This is a genomic window from Enterobacter sp. BIDMC 29, from assembly GCF_019378755.1.
Classification (GTDB): domain Bacteria; phylum Pseudomonadota; class Gammaproteobacteria; order Enterobacterales; family Enterobacteriaceae; genus Enterobacter; species Enterobacter ludwigii.
Window position 1 is genome coordinate 4,894,129 of record NZ_CP080000.1, and the last position, 21,954, is coordinate 4,916,082.

A 21,954-nucleotide genomic window follows, 5' to 3' on the forward strand; every position below is an offset into this window, starting at 1 on the left:
GCGCCAGGGTTTTTTAGAGCGCGGCAACTAAACGCAGAACCTGTCTTATTGTGTTCTTGCCCAAGAGCACAATGGGACAGGTTCCAGACAAATCAACGTATTAGATAGATAAGGAATACCCCCATGTCAGAACGTCTCCAAAATGACGTGGATCCGATCGAAACTCGCGACTGGCTACAGGCGATCGAATCGGTCATCCGTGAAGAAGGTGTTGAGCGTGCTCAGTATCTGATTGATCAGCTGCTTTCTGAAGCCCGCAAAGGCGGTGTGAAGGTTGCTTCAGGTGCAGGGGCTAGCAACTACGTAAACACGATTGCCGTTGAAGACGAACCGGAATACCCGGGCAATCTGGATCTGGAACGCCGTATCCGTTCTGCAATCCGCTGGAACGCCATCATGACCGTTCTGCGCGCGTCCAAGAAAGACCTGGAGCTGGGTGGCCACATGGCGTCCTTCCAGTCTTCTGCGACCGTTTACGAAGTGTGTTTCAACCACTTCTTCCGTGCAGCTAACGAGAAAGACGGCGGCGATCTGGTGTACTTCCAGGGCCACATCTCTCCGGGCATCTATGCACGTGCATTCCTGGAAGGTCGTCTGACTGAAGAGCAGATGAACAACTTCCGTCAGGAAGTTCACGGTAAAGGTCTGTCTTCTTACCCACACCCTAAACTGATGCCAGAATTCTGGCAGTTCCCGACAGTATCCATGGGTCTGGGCCCAATCGGTGCTATCTATCAGGCTAAATTCCTGAAATATCTGGAACACCGTGGTCTGAAAGACACCTCTGAACAGACCGTCTACGCCTTCCTGGGCGATGGCGAGATGGATGAGCCAGAATCGAAAGGCGCAATCACCATTGCGACCCGTGAGAAACTGGACAACCTGTGCTTCATCATCAACTGTAACCTGCAGCGTCTGGATGGTCCGGTAACCGGTAACGGCAAGATCATCAACGAACTGGAAGGCATCTTCGCCGGTGCTGGCTGGAACGTGATCAAAGTGATGTGGGGTTCCCGTTGGGACGAACTGCTGCGTAAAGACACCAGCGGTAAACTGATCCAGCTGATGAACGAAACCGTTGACGGTGACTACCAGACCTTCAAATCCAAAGACGGTGCCTACGTTCGTGAGCACTTCTTCGGTAAATATCCTGAAACCGCAGCACTGGTTGCAGACTGGACTGACGAACAGATCTGGGCTCTGAACCGTGGCGGCCACGATCCGAAGAAAATTTACGCTGCACTGAAAAAAGCGCGTGAAACCAAAGGTAAAGCGACTGTAATCCTGGCCCATACCATCAAAGGTTACGGCATGGGTGATACCGCAGAAGGTAAAAACATCGCTCACCAGGTTAAGAAAATGAACATGGACGGCGTGCGTTATATCCGCGACCGTTTCAACGTTCCAGTGACCGATGAGCAGGTAGAAAACCTGTCTTACATCACCTTCCCTGAAGGTTCTGAAGAGCATAAGTACCTGCACGAACGTCGTCAGGCGCTGAAAGGCTACCTGCCAGCTCGTCAGCCTAACTTCACCGAGAAGCTGGAACTGCCAGCGCTGGAAGATTTCTCTCAGCTGCTGGAAGAGCAGAACAAAGAGATCTCTACCACTATCGCTTTCGTTCGTGCCCTGAACGTGATGCTGAAGAACAAGTCGATCAAAGATCGTCTGGTTCCAATCATTGCCGACGAAGCGCGTACTTTCGGTATGGAAGGTCTGTTCCGTCAGATCGGTATTTACAGCCCGAACGGCCAGCAGTACACCCCGCAGGACCGTGAGCAGGTTGCTTACTACAAAGAAGACGAGAAAGGTCAGATCCTGCAGGAAGGTATCAACGAGCTGGGCGCAGGCGCATCCTGGCTGGCTGCTGCGACCTCTTACAGCACCAACAACCTGCCGATGATCCCGTTCTACATTTACTACTCCATGTTCGGGTTCCAGCGTATCGGTGACCTGTGCTGGCAGGCAGGCGACCAGCAGGCTCGCGGCTTCCTGATCGGTGGTACTTCTGGTCGTACGACCCTGAACGGTGAAGGTCTGCAGCACGAAGATGGTCACAGCCATATTCAGTCTCTGACTATCCCTAACTGTATCTCTTACGACCCGTCTTACGCGTACGAAGTGGCAGTCATCATGCATGACGGTCTGCATCGCATGTACGGTGAAGCGCAAGAGAACATTTACTACTACATCACCACGTTGAACGAAAACTACCACATGCCGGCCATGCCAGCAGGTGCCGAGGAAGGTATCCGTAAAGGTATCTACAAACTCGAAACCGTTGCAGGTAGCAAAGGTAAAGTTCAGCTGCTGGGCTCCGGTTCTATCCTGCGTCACGTACGTGAAGCGGCACAGATCCTGGCGAACGACTACGGCGTTGGCTCTGACGTGTACAGCGTAACGTCCTTCACTGAACTGGCGCGTGATGGCCAGGATTGTGAGCGCTGGAACATGCTGCACCCAATGGAAACGCCACGCGTTCCATACATCGCTCAGGTGATGAACGACGCGCCTGCGGTTGCGTCTACTGACTATATGAAACTGTTCGCTGAGCAGGTTCGTACTTACGTACCGGCTGATGACTACCGCGTACTGGGTACTGACGGCTTCGGTCGTTCTGACAGCCGCGAAAACCTGCGTCACCACTTCGAAGTGGATGCATCTTACGTGGTTGTAGCAGCACTGGGCGAACTGGCTAAACGTGGCGAAATCGATAAGAAAGTGGTTGCGGACGCAATCACCAAATTCAACATCGATGCAGATAAAGTTAACCCGCGTCTGGCGTAAGAGGTAAAAGAAGAATGGCTATCGAAATCAAAGTACCGGACATCGGGGCTGATGAAGTTGAAATCACCGAGATCCTGGTCAAAGTGGGCGACAAAGTTGAAGCTGAACAGTCGCTGATCACTGTAGAAGGCGATAAAGCCTCTATGGAAGTTCCGTCTCCTCAGGCTGGCATCGTTAAAGAGATCAAAGTCTCTGTTGGCGATAAAACCGAGACTGGCAAACTGATCATGATTTTCGATTCCGCCGACGGTGCAGCAGCTGCTGCACCTGCGCAGGAAGAGAAGAAAGAAGCTGCTCCTGCGGCGGCTGCACCAGCAGCTGCTGCGGCAAAAGAAGTCAACGTGCCTGACATCGGCGGTGACGAAGTAGAAGTCACTGAAATCCTGGTGAAAGTGGGCGATACCGTTACGGCTGAGCAGTCCCTGATCACCGTAGAAGGCGACAAAGCCTCTATGGAAGTGCCGGCGCCATTCGCGGGTACGGTTAAAGAGATCAAGATCAACACCGGTGACAAAGTTTCTACCGGCTCTCTGATCATGATCTTCGAAGTGGCAGGTGCTGCACCTGCTGCCGCGCCTGCTCAGGCTGCTGCGCCAGCGCCGGCCGCTGCACCTGCTGCTGGCGGTGCGAAAGATGTCAACGTACCTGACATCGGTGGTGACGAAGTTGAAGTCACCGAAGTGATGGTAAAAGTGGGCGACAAAGTTGCTGCTGAACAGTCACTGATCACCGTTGAAGGCGACAAAGCGTCTATGGAAGTACCCGCGCCATTCGCGGGTACCGTTAAAGAGATCAAAATCAGCACCGGCGACAAAGTGTCTACGGGCTCTCTGATCATGGTCTTCGAAGTGGAAGGCGCTGCGCCAGCTGCTGCTCCGGCTGCCGCTGCTGCCGCTGCACCGGCTCAGACGGCTAAACCTGCTGCTGCCCCTGCTGCAAAAGCAGAAGGTAAATCTGAGTTCGCTGAGAACGACGCTTACGTTCACGCTACGCCACTGATTCGTCGCCTGGCGCGCGAATTCGGTGTAAACCTGGCGAAAGTGAAAGGGACTGGCCGTAAAGGTCGTATCCTGCGCGAAGACGTTCAGGCCTATGTGAAAGACGCGGTGAAACGCGCTGAAGCTGCCCCTGCTGCTGCCGCTGGCGGCGGTATCCCGGGCATGCTGCCATGGCCGAAAGTGGACTTCAGCAAGTTCGGTGAAATCGAAGAAGTGGAACTGGGTCGTATCCAGAAAATCTCTGGTGCCAACCTGAGCCGTAACTGGGTGATGATCCCGCACGTTACGCACTTCGACAAAACGGATATCACCGATCTGGAAGCGTTCCGTAAACAGCAGAATGCCGAAGCTGAGAAGCGTAAACTGGACGTGAAATTCACCCCAGTCGTCTTCATCATGAAAGCCGTTGCTGCGGCGCTTGAGCAGATGCCACGCTTCAACAGCTCCCTGTCCGAAGATGGCCAGAAGCTGACGCTGAAGAAATACATCAACATCGGTGTTGCGGTTGATACGCCAAATGGTCTGGTTGTTCCGGTCTTTAAAGACGTGAACAAGAAGAGCATCACTGAGCTGTCCCGTGAACTGACCACCATCTCCAAAAAAGCGCGTGATGGTAAGCTGACTGCCGGCGAAATGCAGGGCGGCTGCTTCACTATCTCCAGCATCGGCGGCCTGGGTACTACCCACTTCGCACCGATTGTTAACGCGCCGGAAGTGGCTATCCTTGGTGTGTCCAAGTCCGCGATGGAACCGGTATGGAATGGCAAAGAGTTCGTGCCGCGTCTGATGATGCCAATCTCTCTGTCCTTCGACCACCGCGTGATCGACGGTGCTGATGGTGCGCGTTTCATCACCATCATCAACAACACCCTGAGCGACATTCGCCGCCTGGTGATGTAATCGAAAAGCCGGCCAGTCGGCCGGCTTTTTTCTGTTAATCTCATGTGGTCTGTGAGGTTATTGGCGAAAAGCGACAATTCGTGAGCCGTTTGTTGTTTCAAAATTGTTAACAATTTTGTAAACTGCGGGCGGATAGAACGTCCCGGTGGATGAAGGGCGACAAGTACCTGGACCGCCGGAAATCAATAAGAGGTCATGATGAGTACTGAAATCAAAACTCAGGTCGTGGTACTTGGGGCAGGCCCGGCGGGTTACTCTGCTGCCTTCCGTTGCGCTGATTTAGGTCTGGAAACCGTAATCGTAGAACGCTACAACACCCTCGGTGGTGTTTGCCTGAACGTAGGCTGTATCCCTTCTAAAGCTCTGCTGCACGTTGCGAAAGTTATCGAAGAAGCCAAAGCACTGGCTGAACACGGTATCGTCTTCGGCGAGCCGAAAACCGATATCGACAAAATTCGTACCTGGAAAGAGAAAGTTATCACTCAGCTGACCGGTGGTCTGGCAGGTATGGCCAAAGGCCGTAAAGTGAAAGTGGTCAACGGTCTGGGTAAATTCACCGGCGCGAACACCCTGGAAGTGGAAGGCGAAAACGGCAAAACCGTTATTAACTTCGACAACGCGATCATCGCTGCGGGTTCCCGTCCAATTCAGCTGCCATTCATTCCACATGAAGATCCACGCGTGTGGGATTCCACCGATGCGCTGGAGCTGAAATCCGTACCTAAGCGTATGCTGGTTATGGGTGGCGGTATCATCGGTCTGGAAATGGGTACCGTGTACCATGCGCTGGGTTCAGAGATCGACGTGGTTGAAATGTTCGACCAGGTTATCCCGGCTGCCGATAAAGACATCGTTAAAGTCTTCACCAAACGTATCAGCAAGAAATTCAACCTGATGCTGGAAACTAAAGTGACTGCCGTTGAAGCAAAAGAAGACGGTATTTACGTTTCCATGGAAGGCAAAAAAGCCCCTGCCGAACCACAGCGTTACGACGCCGTGCTGGTGGCTATCGGCCGTGTGCCGAACGGTAAAAACCTCGACGCGGGCAAAGCAGGCGTGGAAGTGGACGACCGTGGCTTCATCCGCGTTGACAAACAGCTGCGCACCAACGTGCCGCACATCTTTGCTATCGGCGATATCGTCGGTCAGCCAATGCTGGCGCACAAAGGTGTTCACGAAGGTCACGTTGCCGCTGAAGTTATCGCCGGCATGAAACACTACTTCGATCCGAAAGTGATCCCATCTATCGCTTACACCGAGCCAGAAGTGGCATGGGTGGGTCTGACTGAGAAAGAAGCGAAAGAGAAAGGCATCAGCTACGAAATCGCCACCTTCCCGTGGGCTGCTTCTGGCCGTGCTATCGCTTCCGACTGCGCAGACGGTATGACCAAACTGATCTTCGACAAAGAGACTCACCGTGTGATCGGTGGTGCGATTGTCGGTACCAACGGCGGCGAGCTGCTGGGTGAGATCGGTCTGGCTATCGAAATGGGTTGTGACGCTGAAGACATCGCGCTGACCATCCACGCTCACCCGACTCTGCACGAGTCTGTTGGCCTGGCGGCAGAAGTGTTCGAAGGTAGCATCACCGACCTGCCTAACGCGAAAGCGAAGAAGAAATAAGTTTCTTCATGATTGCGAAACGCCTCCTCCGGAGGCGTTTTTTTTGCCTGCGTTATGGGGCGACCGGTTGCCAGGTGTGATCCAGGTGATAAGCAGGTAACGCCTGCGCTTTCTTCTCTGACTCGCTGCCGAGGTCCGACTGGTACACCTTGTCGGTCTGGTTTATTACAAAGCTCATCACGCCCGTCTGGCCGTAGCTGACTGGCCAGGCCACCATGGCAAAACCATTTTTATCCGGCAGGATTCGAAAACGGTAGCCGTGATAGCCAGTGCCGGGTTCTTTCGGGCTGAAGGCCGGACCGAGTGGGCTGGGGGCTTCGCCGGGCGAGGCCGGCCAGTATAAGCCGTCTTTTTTGCCGGCTGAGCTGACAATCTTCTGCGCATATTTCTGGTTCAGCGCAAAATAGCTTTGCTGTGCATCCACATACGCGTGCAGCGCCTCGATGGCGGCGAGCTCGTTGCGGCCAATCTCGCGGGTCAGGATCTCTTCAGCCCCTTCTTTGATATCAAATTGCCAGCCAGAGGCGGTTTTGATCACCGGAATCGGTAGCTGCCAGTCGCTGTCACCGACCACAAGATGTGCCTTATCCCCGTCAACGACCGTATTGTGCCGAACTTTCCAGTCGCGCAGGAAGCGATCCACGGCATCAGGATCCACCCCTTCCGGCGGCAGGAAATCACGCCAGTTTTCACCGAGCAGGGTGTTCATCGCGCTTTCATTTTGCTCACTGATGGCGCTGGCCAGCGCATCGGTTGCCTGGTCTGGCGTGCTGAAAGATTGCTGCGCCATTGCGGCGGCCGACAGCATGAATAACGCGATCCCACTGAGTAATTTGCTTTTCATGTCGGCTTCCTTAACGGTGACGGAATTCACGGTGTTCAGCACGCCCGGTAGACGTCTGGCGCGGTTGCTGATGGCGGGCAGCCTGTTGCCGGCTCTGGGCACCTCGCTGCTGTTGGGCTTGCCAGTTGGCGGAACGACTGTCGTTACCGCTGAGCGCATTGGCGCGCGGCTGGCTACTCCGCGCAGGCTGCGAAACCCGTTTCTCTTGCCTTTGGGTGGTGGTCGGGCGGCTGTCTCGCGTCTTAGCGGCTGTCCGCTGTGCCGTTTGCGGTTTGGTGTCGTAGCCCCGGTAGTTGTTGCGCTGGGAAATTTGCTTCAGCTGGGCGGTTGACGCCTGACGCTGTGCATCTTTGGTGCCCGGACGCGCGGTTTGCGGGAAGGTTTTTCCCGTCGATTTCTCCATCTGGCTCAGCGCAGCCTGCCGTTGGCTGTCCCGGTTGACCGGTTTTTGCTGCGTCGCGCTTAGCCCCGTTGCCGTATTCGTTGAGTGGAAGCGATTGTTGAGCGTGTTGGTGGGATAGGGCACTCCTTCACGATAGGCCGGGTTATGCTGCCAGGTGCGGTTGGCGTCTGTCAGGCGCTGGCCGCTGATTTTATTAAAGTTCTCGACGTTGATATTGATGTTGTTATCACCGTTGCGGTTATAGCCGCCGTGGTGATCCCAGTCGTCATCATGGTGGTGATCCCAGTCATCGTCATCATCCCAGTCGATGTTGCTGAAAATAGCGTAGGTGGTCGCCACGCCCAGGCTGAACCCTAAGCCTTTGACCAGACTGTCCGTAAACTGCTCTCCCGGGGAGGGCGGTAAATAGACGGGCGGATAAGCGGTGTTCGGCCAGGTGCCATACACGGTATTCGGGTTGTAGGTGGGAACGTAAACCACCTGCGGGTCGGCAGACTCAATTTTAATGACCGTCGGGGCTGACGTCGTGGCGGTGCTTGTTGTCTGGCTGGTGGCCGTTTTCGCCGGGGCCGGTTTTGTCTCGGTGGTGACCGTTTGCTGCGGTGTTGATTGCAATGCACCGGTTTGCTGCGCCAGCAAACGCAGACGTTGCACGGAATCCATCACATCTTTCGGCTGCGCGAGAAACGCATCGCCCAGGCTCTGCACCCAGGGTGGATTTTCGCCCATCAGGGACATCAGCTGAGGAAACGCCACCAGTGATTTCACGCTCGGATCCCAGGGTTGATTCGCCACGGCCTGAATGGCGGCATCGCCCTGCAGTTTAGGGTTGTCTTTTGACCACTGTGCCGCCTGGATGACGTTGGCCGGGTAAGTCGAAGCCATCAAAATTTGCGATAGCAGGGCATCCGGGTAGAGCGCGATGGGGGCAACCCACTGATCAATTTGCGCGGCCGTGTAGGCTGGCGCGACGACCGGTGCTGGCTGAGCGGCAGGCGGCGCAGCCGGTTGTTGTGCGACGGGGGCAGGAGCCACAGGCTCCGTTGCGCGGCTTTTAACGAACATGACGCCTGAGGCGGCAAACAGCCCGGCACTGCACAGAAGGACAAGCAGTTGTGGCTTAAAGGGCAACTTCATAAAATGACTCCAACGAGACAAGCGCTGTGCCGTGAGGCGTTACGATTGGCGTGAGTATCAATCACCCGTCTTTTACTGTTTTGACTTTTGTGGGGAATCATCCGGTACGTCCGGATAAAGAGTGTGAGTATTTATTACACAATTATATCGGATGGCTGAAATGCCGCCGGAATATTCAGAAGGTCGCACTCACGGTTTTTGCAGTCAGAATTCGTTGCACCTGCCCGCTACACCATGCTTAACGATTCAGCAAATTTTTTAATGTTGCTTTTTTGTAAACGGATTAACACTGTGCAGAAATCCTGCTATGCTGCCCGACGCGGTATCGGGCATTTACCCTACAAACTGCTGTCTCACAGGAGCGTGAAGAGAACGCCCGCCGCATATGACAATGAGAGCGAGGAGAACCGTCGTGCTAGAAGAATACCGTAAGCACGTAGCAGAACGTGCCGCCGAGGGAATTGTACCCAAACCTTTAGATGCAACCCAAATGGCCGCGCTCGTCGAGCTGCTGAAGAACCCGCCTAAGGGCGAAGAAGAATTCCTGTTAGATCTGTTGATCAACCGTGTACCGCCTGGCGTAGATGAAGCTGCCTACGTAAAAGCCGGATTCCTTGCCGCCGTCGCCAAAGGCGAAGCAACCTCCCCACTGGTTACTCCTGAAAAAGCTATTGAACTGCTCGGTACCATGCAGGGTGGCTACAACATTCATCCGCTGATTGACGCACTGGATAACGACACGCTGGCACCGATTGCCGCCAAAGCGCTCTCCTCAACGCTGCTGATGTTCGATAACTTCTACGATGTGGAAGAAAAAGCCAAAGCCGGCAACGCCTACGCGAAACAGGTTATGCAATCCTGGGCCGATGCCGAATGGTTTCTGAACCGTCCTGCACTGGCTGAAAAAATCACCGTTACCGTCTTCAAAGTGACCGGTGAAACTAACACCGATGACCTCTCTCCGGCACCGGATGCGTGGTCTCGTCCTGATATTCCTCTGCACGCGCTGGCGATGCTGAAAAACGCCCGTGAAGGTATTGAGCCGGATCAGCCGGGCAGCGTTGGCCCGATCAAACAGATCGAAGCCCTGCAGGAAAAAGGTTTCCCGCTGGCATACGTCGGTGACGTAGTGGGTACCGGTTCGTCCCGTAAGTCTGCGACCAACTCCGTACTGTGGTTCATGGGCGATGACATCCCTCATGTGCCTAACAAACGTGGCGGCGGCCTGGTGCTGGGCGGCAAAATTGCGCCAATCTTCTTCAACACCATGGAAGATGCGGGCGCACTGCCGATCGAAGTCGATGTCTCTAACCTGAATATGGGCGACGTGATTGACGTTTACCCGTTCAAAGGTGAAGTGCGCAACCACGAAACCAACGAACTGCTGGCGAGTTTTGAGCTGAAAACCGACGTGCTGATTGACGAAGTGCGTGCCGGTGGCCGTATTCCGCTGATCATCGGTCGTGGCCTGACGACCAAAGCGCGTGAAGCGCTGGGTCTGCCGCACAGCGACGTGTTCCGTCATGCGAAGGATGTGGCGGAAAGCAATCGTGGTTACTCCCTGGCGCAGAAAATGGTGGGTCGCGCCTGCGGCGTCGCCGGTGTCCGTCCTGGCGCGTACTGTGAACCGAAGATGACCTCCGTGGGGTCTCAGGACACCACAGGCCCAATGACCCGTGATGAACTGAAAGACCTGGCGTGCCTGGGCTTCTCTTCTGACCTGGTGATGCAGAGCTTCTGTCACACTGCCGCGTATCCGAAGCCGGTTGACGTGACCACGCACCACACGCTGCCTGACTTCATCATGAACCGTGGCGGTGTGTCGCTGCGTCCGGGTGACGGTGTTATTCACTCCTGGCTGAACCGTATGCTGCTGCCTGATACCGTCGGTACCGGTGGTGATTCCCATACCCGTTTCCCAATCGGTATCTCCTTCCCGGCGGGCTCGGGGCTGGTGGCGTTTGCTGCTGCGACCGGCGTGATGCCGCTGGATATGCCAGAATCGGTTCTGGTGCGCTTCAAGGGTAAAATGCAGCCGGGTATCACCCTGCGTGACCTCGTGCATGCTATCCCTCTGTATGCCATCAAACAGGGTCTGCTGACCGTTGAGAAGAAAGGGAAGAAAAACATCTTCTCTGGCCGTATTCTGGAAATTGAAGGTCTGCCGGATCTGAAAGTCGAGCAGGCATTCGAACTGACCGATGCGTCCGCGGAGCGTTCTGCTGCTGGCTGTACCATCAAGCTGAACAAAGAACCGATTATTGAGTATCTGACCTCTAACATCGTGCTGCTGAAGTGGATGATTGCAGAAGGCTACGGCGACCGTCGTACGCTGGAGCGCCGTATCCAGGGCATGGAAAAATGGCTGGCGGATCCACAGCTGCTGGAAGCCGATGCTGACGCAGAATACGCGGCAGTGATCGACATCGATCTGGCGGATATCAAAGAGCCGATCCTGTGTGCACCAAACGATCCGGACGATGCGCGTCTGCTTTCAGACGTTCAGGGCGACAAGATCGACGAAGTGTTCATCGGATCCTGTATGACCAACATCGGCCACTTCCGTGCTGCCGGTAAGCTGCTGGATACTCACAAAGGCCAGCTGCCAACGCGTCTGTGGGTGGCTCCGCCAACCCGTATGGATGCGGCTCAGCTGACCGAAGAGGGCTACTACAGCGTGTTCGGTAAGAGCGGTGCGCGTATCGAAATTCCTGGCTGTTCCCTGTGTATGGGTAACCAGGCGCGCGTGGCTGACGGTGCGACGGTGGTTTCCACCTCTACCCGTAACTTCCCGAACCGTTTAGGTACCGGTGCTAACGTCTACCTGGCCTCTGCGGAGCTGGCGGCGGTTGCGGCACTGATTGGTAAACTGCCAACGCCGGAAGAGTACCAGACCTTTGTGGCGCAGGTGGATAAGACGGCGGTAGATACCTATCGCTATCTGAACTTCGACCAGCTCTCTCAGTACACCGAGAAAGCTGACGGGGTTATCTTCCAGACGGCGGTATAAACAGCTAAACCGTCTCCACGGAGGCGGTTTTGTGTTTGCACCCTCTCCTGTGGAGAGGGACAGGGTGAGGGCATCAGACCGCAAGGTCTTGCTCTCACCTTTTTATTTTCATTCCTCCTGCCTCCCACGCTTTTTTTCTTCCTCTCTGCTGCGATAATTAGCGTAATGGCTTTGCAGAGGAAAATACTATGGATTACGAATTTCTGCGCGACATCACCGGAGTGGTGAAAGTGCGTATGTCGATGGGCCACGAAGCTGTTGGACACTGGTTCAACGAAGAGGTGAAAGAGAATCTCGCCCTTCTGGACGAAGTTGAACAGGCGGCAAATACGGTGAAAGGCAGTGAACGCTCCTGGCAACGTGCCGGGCACGAATACACGCTGTGGATGGATGGCGAAGAGGTGATGGTGCGTGCCAACCAGCTTGAATTCTCCGGTGATGAGATGGAAGAGGGGATGAGCTACTACGATGAAGAGAGTCTGTCGCTGTGCGGCGTAGAAGACTTTTTACAAGTCGTGACGGCGTACCGGGCGTTCATGAAACAGAAATAGCACACCGGAGCGTCCTTGCTCCCAGCGCGGCTTACACGGTCGGAATATTGCGGCCGTAGTAGATTTCGCGCATCTCTTTCCAGAGCAGGTCAGTAATGGCCTTGCGCTCTTCTTCGCTTAAATCTTCTGGTCGGGTATGGAACATGTAGTGCTTAAGGTCGAACTCCTTAAGTAACATCTTGGTATGGAAGATATTTTCCTGATACACGTTCACATCCATCATGTCATACAGCGACTTCATGTCGTCGGACATAAAGTTCTGAATGGAATTGATCTCGTGATCGATAAAGTGCTTCATGCCGTTAATGTCACGGGTAAAGCCTCGCACGCGATAATCAATCGTCACGATATCGGATTCCAGCTGGTGGATTAAATAGTTCAGCGCGTTCAGCGGGGAGATCACGCCGCAGGTCGACACTTCGATATCGGCACGGAAGGTACACAGCCCGCCTTCAGGATGGCTTTCCGGGTAGGTGTGCACGCAGATGTGGCTTTTATCGAGATGGGCGACGACCACTTCCGGCAGCGGGCCCGGATGTTCTGTTTTATCGATAAGTTGAGGGTCGACCGGCTCTTCGCTGACCAGAATCGTGACGCTGGCACCCTGAGGTTCATAATCCTGACGGGCGATATTCAGGATATTCGCGCCGATAATCGAACAGGTTTCTGACAGGATCTCGGTCAGGCGGTTGGCATTGTAGAGTTCATCGATATAGGCGATGTAACCATCGCGTTCTTCCGCTGTTTTGGCATAGCAGATATCGTAAATACAAAAACTCAGGCTTTTGGTCAGGTTGTTAAAGCCATGCAGTTTAAGCTTTTTCAATTAGCTCACCCCCTTAGTGGATAATGCGTCTTGCAGGTACTGCGGTAAGGCAAACGCTGCGGTATGAACTGCCGGATTGTAGTAACGGCACGTAAGACCGGCCTGGTGGAAGCGGGCCTGAATAATTTCGGTGGAAAGATGGCGCAGTACGTCGTTATCCGTCGCCCAGGCAAAGGTCATGATCCCGCCGTAGTACGTCGGAATAGCGGCCTGATAGAAGCTGACATCGCCAAAATAGGTGCTCAGTTTGCGGTGGCTGTCGAGGGCTTCATCCTGCTGCAGGAAGCAGACGCCGTTTTGTGCCACGAAAATCCCGCCCGGCTTCAGGCAGCGCTTGCAGCCTTCGTAGAAATCGGAGGTAAACAGCGACGCGCCGGGACCGATCGGGTCGGTACAGTCGGAGATAATAACGTCGAAGGTCTGGGTCGTCTGATTAACGAAGTTAACCCCATCATCAATGACCAGACTGAAGCGCGGATCGTCATAGCTACCGGCGTTATGGTTCGGCAGGTACTGACGACAGAAAGAGACCACGCCGGCATCAATTTCCACCATCGTAATGGTTTCGATGGATTGATGGCGGGAGACTTCACGCAGCATTGCGCCATCACCACCACCGATAATCAAAACATGCTTCGCATGCCCGTGTGCCAGCAGCGGAACGTGGGTCATCATCTCATGATAGATAAACTCGTCGCGCTCGGTCGTTTGCACGACACCATCCAGCGCCATCACGCGGCCAAAGGCGGCATTCTCGAAGATGATCAGATCCTGGTGATCGGTTTTCTCATGATAGAGCACGTTATCAACGGCAAAGTACTGACCAAACTGGTCATGCAGTGTTTCATGCCACAACGTGTGGTCGGCCATACGCGGACTCCTCCTTTGTTAACATCCGTTACGCTCACAAAAAATGAGCGAAACATGATAGCTAACTATAACCGTGGTTGCACGGCTATAGGCTCAACAAGGGGGCGTCGGGAAAGTTATTTCACGTAGGCGAGCAGGCTGAGTGAATCGCGAGCCAGCGCTTTGCATTTTTTGGCGGTAGGGATACCAATACCGCTTAAATCGCGGTAGCTGTCTTCGCCGAGCGCCTTCATGTCGAAGCTATCGTAGTTGCTGAGATCCCATTGGTTTTGCTGGGCAAAAAAGACCAGTGCGCGACGAATCTGCCCGTTGGGCAAATTCTGGTAACCACAATCGTTTTTCAGAAAGACAAAAACTGCCGTCAGATCGGCCATATCTTCCGCTTCATTTTCACTCAGCGCGTAACTGTTCGCACACATCGCCATCAGGCTACCGAACAAAATTGTTCTGAAAAACGTCTTCATTGCTTCTACCACTGCATCACGGAAAATTAACGTTAGCATACTTGATGCCAGGCCGACGATCTTTATTATTGCCGCTTCACTTGACCTTCCGGTAAGGGGAGGGTTTATGCTCAAAAGATCGCCTGCTGGAAATAAGGAAATGAACATGCAACGCCGTGATTTTTTAAAATATTCCGTTGCGCTTGGCGTAGCCAGCGCTTTACCGCTGTGGAGCCGCGCGGCTTTTGCGGCCGACAGACCTGCCTTACCGATCCCTGATTTACTCACCGCGGATGCCCGTAGCCGCATCCAGCTTGTTGTCCAGTCCGGTAAAACGACCTTTGGCGCCCACAGCGCGACAACGTGGGGTTATAACGGCAATCTTCTCGGCCCGGCACTTCAGTTACGTAAAGGGAAAGCGGTGACGGTGGATATCCATAACACGCTGGCTGAGGAGACCACGTTGCACTGGCACGGACTGGAAGTGCCGGGCGAGGTGGATGGGGGGCCGCAGGGCATCATAAAACCGGGCGGTAAGCGAAGCGTGACCTTTACCCCGGACCAGCGCGCCGCGACCTGCTGGTTCCACCCCCATCAGCATGGCAAAACGGGCCATCAGGTGGCGATGGGGCTGGCGGGACTGGTGCTGATTGAAGATGACGAAAGCCGTTTGCTGCGCCTGCCCAAACAGTGGGGCATCGACGATGTGCCGGTCATTGTGCAGGACAAAAAATTCACCGCTGACGGGCAAATTGATTACCAGCTGGACGTCATGAGCGCGGCGGTAGGCTGGTTTGGCGACACCCTGCTGACCAACGGTGCCATTTACCCGCAGCATGCGGCACCGAAAGGCTGGCTGCGCTTACGCCTGCTCAACGGCTGTAACGCCCGCTCACTGAATTTCGCCACCAGCGATAAACGCCCTCTGTACGTGGTCGCAAGCGACGGGGGGCTGCTGCCTGAACCGGTGAAGGTGGATATGCTACCGATGCTGATGGGGGAGCGTTTTGAGGTGCTGGTGGATATCAGCGACGGCAAACCGTTTGACCTGGTCACGCTACCGGTCAGTCAGATGGGAATGGCGGTTGCACCCTTTGATAAGCCGCACCCGGTGCTGCAGATCCAGCCGCTGCAGGTCACGGCCTCGGGCATGCTGCCGGATACCCTGACCACGCTCCCGGCGCTACCTTCTCTCGAGGGCCTGACCCAACGCAAGCTGCAACTGTCCATGAACCCGATGCTCGATATGATGGGCATGCAGGCACTGATGGCGAAATATGGCAATCAGGCGATGGCGGGTATGCACCACGGAGAGATGATGGGCCATATGAATATGGACCACGGTAAAATGGGCGGCATGGGGCACGGTGGCCATGATTTCGATTTCCACAATGCCAACATGATCAACGGTAAAGCGTTCGACATGAACACGCCAATGTTTGCTGCCACAAAAGGGCAGTTTGAACGCTGGGTGATTTCAGGCGAAGGCGACATGATGCTGCATCCGTTCCATATTCACGGCACCCAGTTCCGCATCCTTTCTGAAAACGGTAACGCGCCACAGGCGCACCGCGCGGGATGGAAAGACACCGTCAGGGTTGAAGGTGGCGTCAGTGAGGTGCTGGTGAAATTTGACCACGAGGCACCGAAGGCGTTTGCCTATATGGCGCACTGCCATCTGCTGGAGCATGAAGATACGGGCATGATGCTGGGGTTCACGGTTTAATATCGTGTGCCCTGATGCCCAGACCCCGGTCCACAGGAGATAAGCAATAAAAACGGCAACCGAAGTTGCCGTTTTTTTTACCGTTGGCGGTGTTAATTATTTAGCGTCGTCGGGTAAAGCATAAGCCACAATGTAGTCGCCCATCTTCGTACCAAACGAACCATGACCACCCGCAGAGATGACAACGTACTGCTTGCCATTCACTTCATAGGTCATCGGCGTTGCCTGTCCACCTGCTGGCAGACGGCCTTGCCACAGTTTTTCACCGTTGGTCATGTTGTACGCGCGCAGGTAGTTATCGGCGGTTGCCGCGATGAACAGCACGTTACCGGCGGTAGAAATTGGACCACCCAGCATTGGCATACCCATATTGAACGGGACAGGAACCGGCATCGGGAACGGCATGCTGTCCTGAGGCGTACCAATACGTTTTTTCCAGACGATCTGGTTAGTTTTCAGATCCAGGCCGGAGATATAACCCCAGGCAGGCTGTTTACACGGCAGACCAAACGGCGACAGGAACGGGTTCAGCGTGACGCCATAGGGCACGCCATACTGCGGCTGAATACCCGCCTCAGTACCGCTGCCTTTAGCATCTTTAGGCTGCTCCATTGGGTTGCCTGGACCGCGTGGAATAAGCTTAGAAACAAACGGCAGGGCCATCGGGTTGGCAATCGCCACCTGACGGTTAGGGTCAACGGAGATCCCACCCCATTCGAACATGCCCAGGTTACCCGGGAAGACCAGCGTGCCCTGCTCAGAAGGTGGCGTGAAGATACCTTCATAGCGCAGCTGATGGAACATCACGCGGCACACCAGCTGGTCAAACATTGTGGCACCCCACATGTCTGCACCGCTGAGATCTTTCTTCGGACGGAAGCTCAGGTCAGAGAACGGCTGTGTTTTGGTGACATAGTCGCCTTTGGCAGCGCCCTGCGGAACGGGTTTTTCGGGTGCCGGGACAACCAGCTTACCGTTGCTGCGATCCAGCACAAAGATGTTGCCCGTTTTCGCGGGTGCATAAATCACCGGAACGGTTTTGCCGTTAACGGTAATGTCAGCCAGCGTTGGCTGGGACGGCATGTCCATATCCCACAGGTCGTGGTGAACAGTCTGGTAGCTCCAGGCCAGTTTACCGGTGGTCGCGTTCAGCGCCACGATAGAGCTGGCATAACGCTCTTGCTCAGGCGTACGGTTACCCCCCCAGATATCTGGCGTGGTGACGCCCATCGGCAGGTAGACCAGGTCCAGCTTCGCGTCATACGCCGCCGGTGCCCAGGAGTTAGGTGAGTTAAAGGTAAAGGTGTGTTCGTCCGATGGGATCGCGTTTGGATCTTTCGCGCCCGGGTCGAAGGCCCACAGCAGTTTACCGGTGTTCACGTCAAAACCACGGATAACGCCAGAGGTTTCGCGGGTGGAGAAGTTATCGGTTACCGAGCCGGCAATCACGATAGTTTTATCGGTGATGATCGGCGGTGAGGTTGGCTCATACAGACCCGGCGTGGTGTCCGGCATGTTGGTCTGCAGATTCAGGATACCTTTGTTGGCAAAGGTCTCACACAGCTTACCGGTTTCGGCATTGATCGCGAACAGGCGGCCATCGTTTACCGGCAGCATGATGCGGCGAGGGCAGTCGGCAATGACTTCAGGGCTCGCATTATCAGCACGCGCTTCGTGGTAAGAGACGCCACGGCAGGTGATGTGCTGGAACGACGGGTTGGAGTTCAGCTGTGGATCGAAGTGCCATTTCTCTTTACCGGTGGCCGCGTCAAGCGCGAACAGACGCTGGTGCGCGGTGCACAGATAAAGCATGTTACCGACTTTAATCGGCGTCACTTCGTTGGTCAGTTCACCCGGATCGTTTGGCATCTTCAGGTCGCCGGTACGGAATACCCAGGCTTCCTTCAGGTTCTTAACGTTGTCCGCGTTGATCTGCTTGAGCGGGGAGTAGCGCTGACCTTCCTGATTACGGCCATAAGCTGGCCAGTCGCCATCCGCGACCTGCGAGATAGCCGCAGCTGGGGTGGATTCGGCATTCAGCGTACCGTTAATCTCCTGCGGATCGTTAAAACCGGCCCAGGTGAGAATGCCGCCGCTGATCAGCAGGGCAACCACCAGCGCCGCAACGGCACCGCTTGAAGGAACAATCAGGCGACGCCACACGAACGGCAGGATCAGCCAGATACCAAAGAAGACCAGGATGTCACTGCGCGGCGTCAGTGCCCAGAAGTCGAAACCGACTTCCCAGACGCCCCAGATCATGGTTGCGAGGAGTAAAGCAGCATAAAGCCATAGCGCGGATTGTTTTCTACGCCACAACAGGACGGTTACGCCAAGCATAACCAGACCCGCAATAGGGTAGTACCAGGAGCCGCCAATTGCGGCCAGCCAGACGCCACCGATTAACAGATACAGGCCGCAGAAGGCGGCGAATAGCGCTGTTAATGTCACCAGTAGACGTGGCTGTTGAGTTTTTATTTCAGCCATAGAAAGTGTACTCGTCAGTTTTGTTAATTATTTGCTAGCAACTAATTATAGGTATTAACAAGTGTGATCGGAATCACAATATTTGCTTTTTATAACTCATGCGCCAGGTGTATCCATTTACTGATATAATGGCTGGCTTGCGTATCGATGCCGGAGTAACATTCATCCGCATTGAGAGATTTTCATTAAAATCATATGGTTAGTAATATGAAACATACTGTTGAAGTGATGATCCCGGAAGCCGAGATCAAAGCGCGTATCGCCGAACTGGGTCGTCAAATCACCGAACATTACAAGGACAGCGGCAGCGAAATGGTGCTGGTCGGTCTTTTACGTGGCTCTTTCATGTTCATGGCAGACCTGTGCCGTGAAGTGCAGGTGTCCCATGAGGTCGATTTTATGACCGCCTCCAGCTACGGCAGCGGCATGTCCACAACCCGTGATGTGAAAATCCTGAAAGATCTGGATGAAGATATTCGTGGCAAAGATGTGTTGATCGTTGAGGACATCATAGACTCCGGCAACACGCTCTCTAAAGTGCGCGAGATCCTGAGCCTGCGTGAGCCAAAATCCCTGGCGATCTGCACCCTGCTGGATAAACCCAGCCGCCGTGAAGTGCAGGTGCCGGTAGAGTTTGTCGGCTTCTCTATCCCTGACGAGTTCGTCGTGGGCTATGGCATTGACTACGCGCAGCGTTACCGCCATCTGCCGTATGTGGGTAAAGTGATCCTGCTCGACGAGTAAGGTTTGTGACGTGCGGTCTGTTGCCCTCTGACGAGGGGACACACAGTAAAAACGGCAACCCGGGTTGCCGTTTTGTTTTTATCTGAACCGCTTACAGGCAGTTATTTATGGTTGACGTGCTTAAGCTTCAGGTTGGCGATCCCGGAACGATAGCGCTGCTCCAGCGTTTCACGGTTGGTGGCGGTCACTTCCAGGTTACGAAGCAGACCATCGTGAATACCGTATGCCCAGCCGTGGATCGAGACTTTTTGCCCGCGTTTCCACGCCGATTGCATGATGGTGGAATGGCCAAGGTTATAAACCTGCTCCATCACGTTCAGCTCGCAAAGGGTATCGAGACGACGCTCCTGCGGCATTTCACCCAACAGTGAGCTATGTTTGAACCAGATATCGCGGATATGCAGCAGCCAGTTATCGATTAACCCGAGTTCGGTATTTTCAATCGCGGCCTGCACACCGCCGCAGCCATAGTGGCCACAAATAATGATGTGCTCGACCTCCAGAACGTCAACGGCGTACTGAACAACCGAAAGGCAGTTGAGGTCGGTATGGATCACCAGGTTGGCAACATTACGGTGCACAAACAGTTCGCCAGGCTCGAGACCTGTCAGGCGCTCTGCCGGAACGCGGCTGTCGGAACATCCAATCCAGAGAAAGCGTGGGTTTTGCGCCTGCGCGAGCTTTCCAAAAAATCCGGGGTCTTCCTCCACCAGCATTTTTGACCATAGTGCATTGTTGCTGATGAGTGTATCTATGTCGTTCATGGAGGTTAGCGACCTGTAACCGAGTGATTGCGTTGCGCTAATATAGGGTAACTCGACTTTTAATGAAACCACACAACGTGTGTCAGAACCTAAGGTAAGTTTAATTCATGGCGATTGCACTGGAGCTTGAGCAGCTCAAAAAAACCTATCCAGGCGGCGTTCAGGCGCTGCGTGGGATAGATCTCAAAGTGGAAGCGGGGGATTTCTACGCGCTTCTGGGGCCGAATGGGGCGGGGAAATCCACCACCATTGGCATTATCAGTTCTCTGGTCAATAAAACGTCCGGCCGGGTGAGCGTGTTTGGTTACGACCTGCAAAAAGATGTGGTGAATGCCAAGCGCCAGCTCGGACTGGTACCGCAGGAGTTCAACTTCAACCCGTTCGAGACAGTGCAGCAAATCGTGGTTAATCAGGCGGGTTACTACGGTGTTGAGCGCAAAGAAGCGGTTGAGCGCAGCGAAAAGTACCTCAAACAGCTCGATCTGTGGGAAAAACGCAATGAACGTGCGCGCATGTTGTCTGGCGGGATGAAGCGCCGTCTGATGATTGCCCGTGCGCTGATGCATGAGCCAAAGCTGCTGATCCTTGATGAGCCCACCGCGGGCGTGGATATCGAACTGCGTCGTTCAATGTGGGGCTTCCTGAAGGACCTCAACGACAAAGGCACGACCATTATTTTGACCACGCACTACCTCGAAGAGGCGGAGATGCTGTGTCGCAATATCGGCATCATTCAGAACGGTGAGCTGGTGGAAAACACCTCGATGAAGAGCCTGCTCGCCAAGCTGAAATCCGAAACCTTCATTCTCGATCTGGCGGCGAAAAGCCCGCTGCCGACGCTGGAAGGCTATAACTATCGTCTGGTGGATACCTCAACGCTGGAAGTGGAAGTGCTGCGCGAGCAGGGCATCAACAGCGTGTTCTCACAGCTGAGCGCGCAGGGTGTTCAGGTATTAAGTATGCGTAACAAAGCGAACCGACTGGAAGAGCTGTTTGTCTCTCTGGTGCAGGATAAACAAGGAGACAAGGCATGACGCATCTTTACTGGGTCGCGCTGAAAAGCATCTGGGCGAAAGAGATTAACCGCTTTATGCGTATCTGGGTGCAAACCCTGGTACCGCCGGTGATCACCATGACGCTCTACTTCATCATCTTCGGTAACCTCATCGGTTCCCGCATTGGTGAAATGCACGGCTTTACCTATATGCAGTTTATTGTGCCGGGCCTGATCATGATGGCGGTGATCACCAACGCCTATGCTAACGTGGCATCATCATTCTTTAGCGCCAAGTTTCAGCGTAACATTGAAGAGCTGCTGGTCGCGCCGGTACCAACGCATGTGATCATTGCGGGTTATGTGGGCGGCGGCGTGGCGCGCGGTCTCTGCGTGGGGATTCTGGTGACGGCGATCTCCCTGTTCTTTGTGCCGTTCCAGGTGCATTCATGGCTGTTCGTGGCGCTCACGTTACTGTTGACGGCAATCTTGTTCTCGCTGGCCGGTCTGCTGAACGCGGTGTTTGCTAAAACGTTTGATGATATCAGCCTGATCCCGACCTTTGTGCTGACGCCACTGACCTATCTTGGCGGGGTGTTCTACTCCCTGACGCTGCTGCCGCCGTTCTGGCAGGCGCTGTCACACCTGAACCCGATTGTTTATATGATCAGCGGCTTCCGCTTTGGTTTCCTCGGCATTACGGATGTGCCACTGATTACCACGGTTGCGGTGCTGGTGGTGTTTATTATCGCCTTCTACCTGCTGTGCTGGTCTCTGATTCAGCGTGGACGCGGTCTGCGCAGCTAATCTCCCGCCCGGCGACATTCTGTTTGCCGGGCGCTTTTCT

16 protein-coding genes are annotated in these 21,954 nt (G+C 54.5%); 9 read left to right on the forward strand and 7 right to left on the reverse strand.

Annotation, left to right across the window (positions count from 1 at the left end; all coding sequences use genetic code 11):
• The first annotated feature begins 123 nt into the window (after positions 1 to 123).
• The 3 genes from aceE to lpdA all read left to right on the forward strand — a co-directional run bounded on the left by aceE (position 124) and on the right by lpdA (position 6,308).
• Positions 124 to 2,787, forward strand: a complete 2,664-nt coding sequence (gene aceE, locus JTA15_RS21290; RefSeq protein WP_086463029.1) for a pyruvate dehydrogenase (acetyl-transferring), homodimeric type — start codon at positions 124 to 126, stop codon at positions 2,785 to 2,787.
• 14 nt (positions 2,788 to 2,801) lie between these two features.
• Positions 2,802 to 4,685, forward strand: coding sequence for a pyruvate dehydrogenase complex dihydrolipoyllysine-residue acetyltransferase (gene aceF / locus JTA15_RS21295; RefSeq protein ID WP_219372697.1), 1,884 nt, complete (start codon positions 2,802 to 2,804; stop codon positions 4,683 to 4,685).
• A gap of 198 nt (positions 4,686 to 4,883) precedes the next feature.
• Entirely contained in the window at positions 4,884 to 6,308 is a 1,425-nt protein-coding gene (gene lpdA / locus JTA15_RS21300) for a dihydrolipoyl dehydrogenase (protein ID WP_219373274.1), read from the forward strand.
• 52 nt (positions 6,309 to 6,360) lie between these two features.
• Here the strand turns inward: lpdA and JTA15_RS21305 are convergent, their stop codons facing one another.
• Both JTA15_RS21305 and JTA15_RS21310 read right to left on the reverse strand, forming a co-directional pair.
• Positions 6,361 to 7,152, reverse strand: coding sequence for a DUF2950 family protein (locus tag JTA15_RS21305; protein WP_044858481.1), 792 nt, complete (start codon positions 7,150 to 7,152; stop codon positions 6,361 to 6,363).
• Positions 7,153 to 7,162: 10 nt separating this feature from the next.
• Positions 7,163 to 8,692 carry a DUF3300 domain-containing protein gene (locus JTA15_RS21310; protein WP_219372698.1) on the reverse strand — a complete coding sequence of 510 codons (1,530 nt, stop codon included), beginning with the start codon at positions 8,690 to 8,692 and terminating at the stop codon, positions 7,163 to 7,165.
• Between the two features lie 412 nt (positions 8,693 to 9,104).
• Between JTA15_RS21310 and acnB the strand changes: the two genes are divergently transcribed.
• Both acnB and yacL read left to right on the forward strand, forming a co-directional pair.
• Positions 9,105 to 11,702: a bifunctional aconitate hydratase 2/2-methylisocitrate dehydratase gene (gene acnB, locus JTA15_RS21315; RefSeq protein ID WP_020882592.1), complete on the forward strand. Its 2,598-nt coding sequence runs from the start codon at positions 9,105 to 9,107 to the stop codon at positions 11,700 to 11,702.
• A gap of 188 nt (positions 11,703 to 11,890) precedes the next feature.
• Positions 11,891 to 12,253 (forward strand): protein YacL, encoded by a 363-nt coding sequence (gene yacL / locus JTA15_RS21320; RefSeq protein ID WP_014168659.1) that lies wholly within the window; start codon positions 11,891 to 11,893, stop codon positions 12,251 to 12,253.
• A gap of 31 nt (positions 12,254 to 12,284) precedes the next feature.
• Here yacL and speD read toward each other — a convergent pair whose 3' ends face one another.
• The 3 genes from speD to JTA15_RS21335 all read right to left on the reverse strand — a co-directional run bounded on the left by speD (position 12,285) and on the right by JTA15_RS21335 (position 14,413).
• Complete coding sequence (gene speD / locus JTA15_RS21325; protein ID WP_014168660.1) at positions 12,285 to 13,079, reverse strand: adenosylmethionine decarboxylase; 795 nt, start codon at positions 13,077 to 13,079, stop codon at positions 12,285 to 12,287.
• Positions 13,080 to 13,949, reverse strand: a complete 870-nt coding sequence (gene speE / locus JTA15_RS21330) for a polyamine aminopropyltransferase (RefSeq protein ID WP_014168661.1) — start codon at positions 13,947 to 13,949, stop codon at positions 13,080 to 13,082. It abuts the gene before it with no gap.
• A gap of 116 nt (positions 13,950 to 14,065) precedes the next feature.
• Entirely contained in the window at positions 14,066 to 14,413 is a 348-nt protein-coding gene (locus JTA15_RS21335; protein ID WP_014882582.1) for a YacC family pilotin-like protein, read from the reverse strand.
• 145 nt (positions 14,414 to 14,558) lie between these two features.
• Between JTA15_RS21335 and cueO the strand changes: the two genes are divergently transcribed.
• Positions 14,559 to 16,118, forward strand: a complete 1,560-nt coding sequence (gene cueO, locus JTA15_RS21340) for a multicopper oxidase CueO (protein ID WP_148576526.1) — start codon at positions 14,559 to 14,561, stop codon at positions 16,116 to 16,118.
• Positions 16,119 to 16,214: 96 nt separating this feature from the next.
• Here the strand turns inward: cueO and JTA15_RS21345 are convergent, their stop codons facing one another.
• Complete coding sequence (locus JTA15_RS21345) at positions 16,215 to 18,605, reverse strand: glucose/quinate/shikimate family membrane-bound PQQ-dependent dehydrogenase (RefSeq protein WP_020882595.1); 2,391 nt, start codon at positions 18,603 to 18,605, stop codon at positions 16,215 to 16,217.
• Positions 18,606 to 18,812: 207 nt separating this feature from the next.
• Between JTA15_RS21345 and hpt the strand changes: the two genes are divergently transcribed.
• Entirely contained in the window at positions 18,813 to 19,349 is a 537-nt protein-coding gene (hpt, locus tag JTA15_RS21350; RefSeq protein ID WP_025205381.1) for a hypoxanthine phosphoribosyltransferase, read from the forward strand.
• A 101-nt stretch (positions 19,350 to 19,450) separates the two neighbouring features.
• On the opposite strand, the gene can is transcribed toward hpt, so the two are convergent.
• Positions 19,451 to 20,113, reverse strand: coding sequence for a carbonate dehydratase (can, locus tag JTA15_RS21355; RefSeq protein ID WP_020882596.1), 663 nt, complete (start codon positions 20,111 to 20,113; stop codon positions 19,451 to 19,453).
• A gap of 107 nt (positions 20,114 to 20,220) precedes the next feature.
• On the opposite strand from can, the gene JTA15_RS21360 reads away from it, so the two are divergent.
• A complete protein-coding gene (locus JTA15_RS21360) occupies positions 20,221 to 21,147 on the forward strand; it encodes an ABC transporter ATP-binding protein (protein ID WP_014168668.1) in 927 nt (308 codons plus the stop codon).
• Complete coding sequence (locus JTA15_RS21365) at positions 21,144 to 21,914, forward strand: ABC transporter permease (RefSeq protein ID WP_014168669.1); 771 nt, start codon at positions 21,144 to 21,146, stop codon at positions 21,912 to 21,914. Before JTA15_RS21360 ends, JTA15_RS21365 begins: the two co-directional genes overlap by 4 nt.
• The last annotated feature ends 40 nt before the right edge of the window (positions 21,915 to 21,954 follow it).

Bases quoted from the DNA above. Each gene is read 5' to 3' on its own strand.
- speE (WP_014168661.1), bottom strand. From the start codon at position 13,949: ATGGCCGACCACACGTTGTGGCATGAAACACTGCATGACCAGTTTGGT.
- JTA15_RS21345 (WP_020882595.1), bottom strand. From the start codon at position 18,605: ATGGCTGAAATAAAAACTCAACAGCCACGTCTACTGGTGACATTAACA.
- aceE (WP_086463029.1), top strand. From the start codon at position 124: ATGTCAGAACGTCTCCAAAATGACGTGGATCCGATCGAAACTCGCGAC.
- lpdA (WP_219373274.1), top strand. From the start codon at position 4,884: ATGAGTACTGAAATCAAAACTCAGGTCGTGGTACTTGGGGCAGGCCCG.
- JTA15_RS21305 (WP_044858481.1), bottom strand. From the start codon at position 7,152: ATGAAAAGCAAATTACTCAGTGGGATCGCGTTATTCATGCTGTCGGCC.
- JTA15_RS21335 (WP_014882582.1), bottom strand. From the start codon at position 14,413: ATGAAGACGTTTTTCAGAACAATTTTGTTCGGTAGCCTGATGGCGATG.
- aceF (WP_219372697.1), top strand. From the start codon at position 2,802: ATGGCTATCGAAATCAAAGTACCGGACATCGGGGCTGATGAAGTTGAA.
- JTA15_RS21360 (WP_014168668.1), top strand. From the start codon at position 20,221: ATGGCGATTGCACTGGAGCTTGAGCAGCTCAAAAAAACCTATCCAGGC.
- hpt (WP_025205381.1), top strand. From the start codon at position 18,813: ATGAAACATACTGTTGAAGTGATGATCCCGGAAGCCGAGATCAAAGCG.
- JTA15_RS21365 (WP_014168669.1), top strand. From the start codon at position 21,144: ATGACGCATCTTTACTGGGTCGCGCTGAAAAGCATCTGGGCGAAAGAG.
- yacL (WP_014168659.1), top strand. From the start codon at position 11,891: ATGGATTACGAATTTCTGCGCGACATCACCGGAGTGGTGAAAGTGCGT.
- JTA15_RS21310 (WP_219372698.1), bottom strand. From the start codon at position 8,692: ATGAAGTTGCCCTTTAAGCCACAACTGCTTGTCCTTCTGTGCAGTGCC.
- can (WP_020882596.1), bottom strand. From the start codon at position 20,113: ATGAACGACATAGATACACTCATCAGCAACAATGCACTATGGTCAAAA.
- cueO (WP_148576526.1), top strand. From the start codon at position 14,559: ATGCAACGCCGTGATTTTTTAAAATATTCCGTTGCGCTTGGCGTAGCC.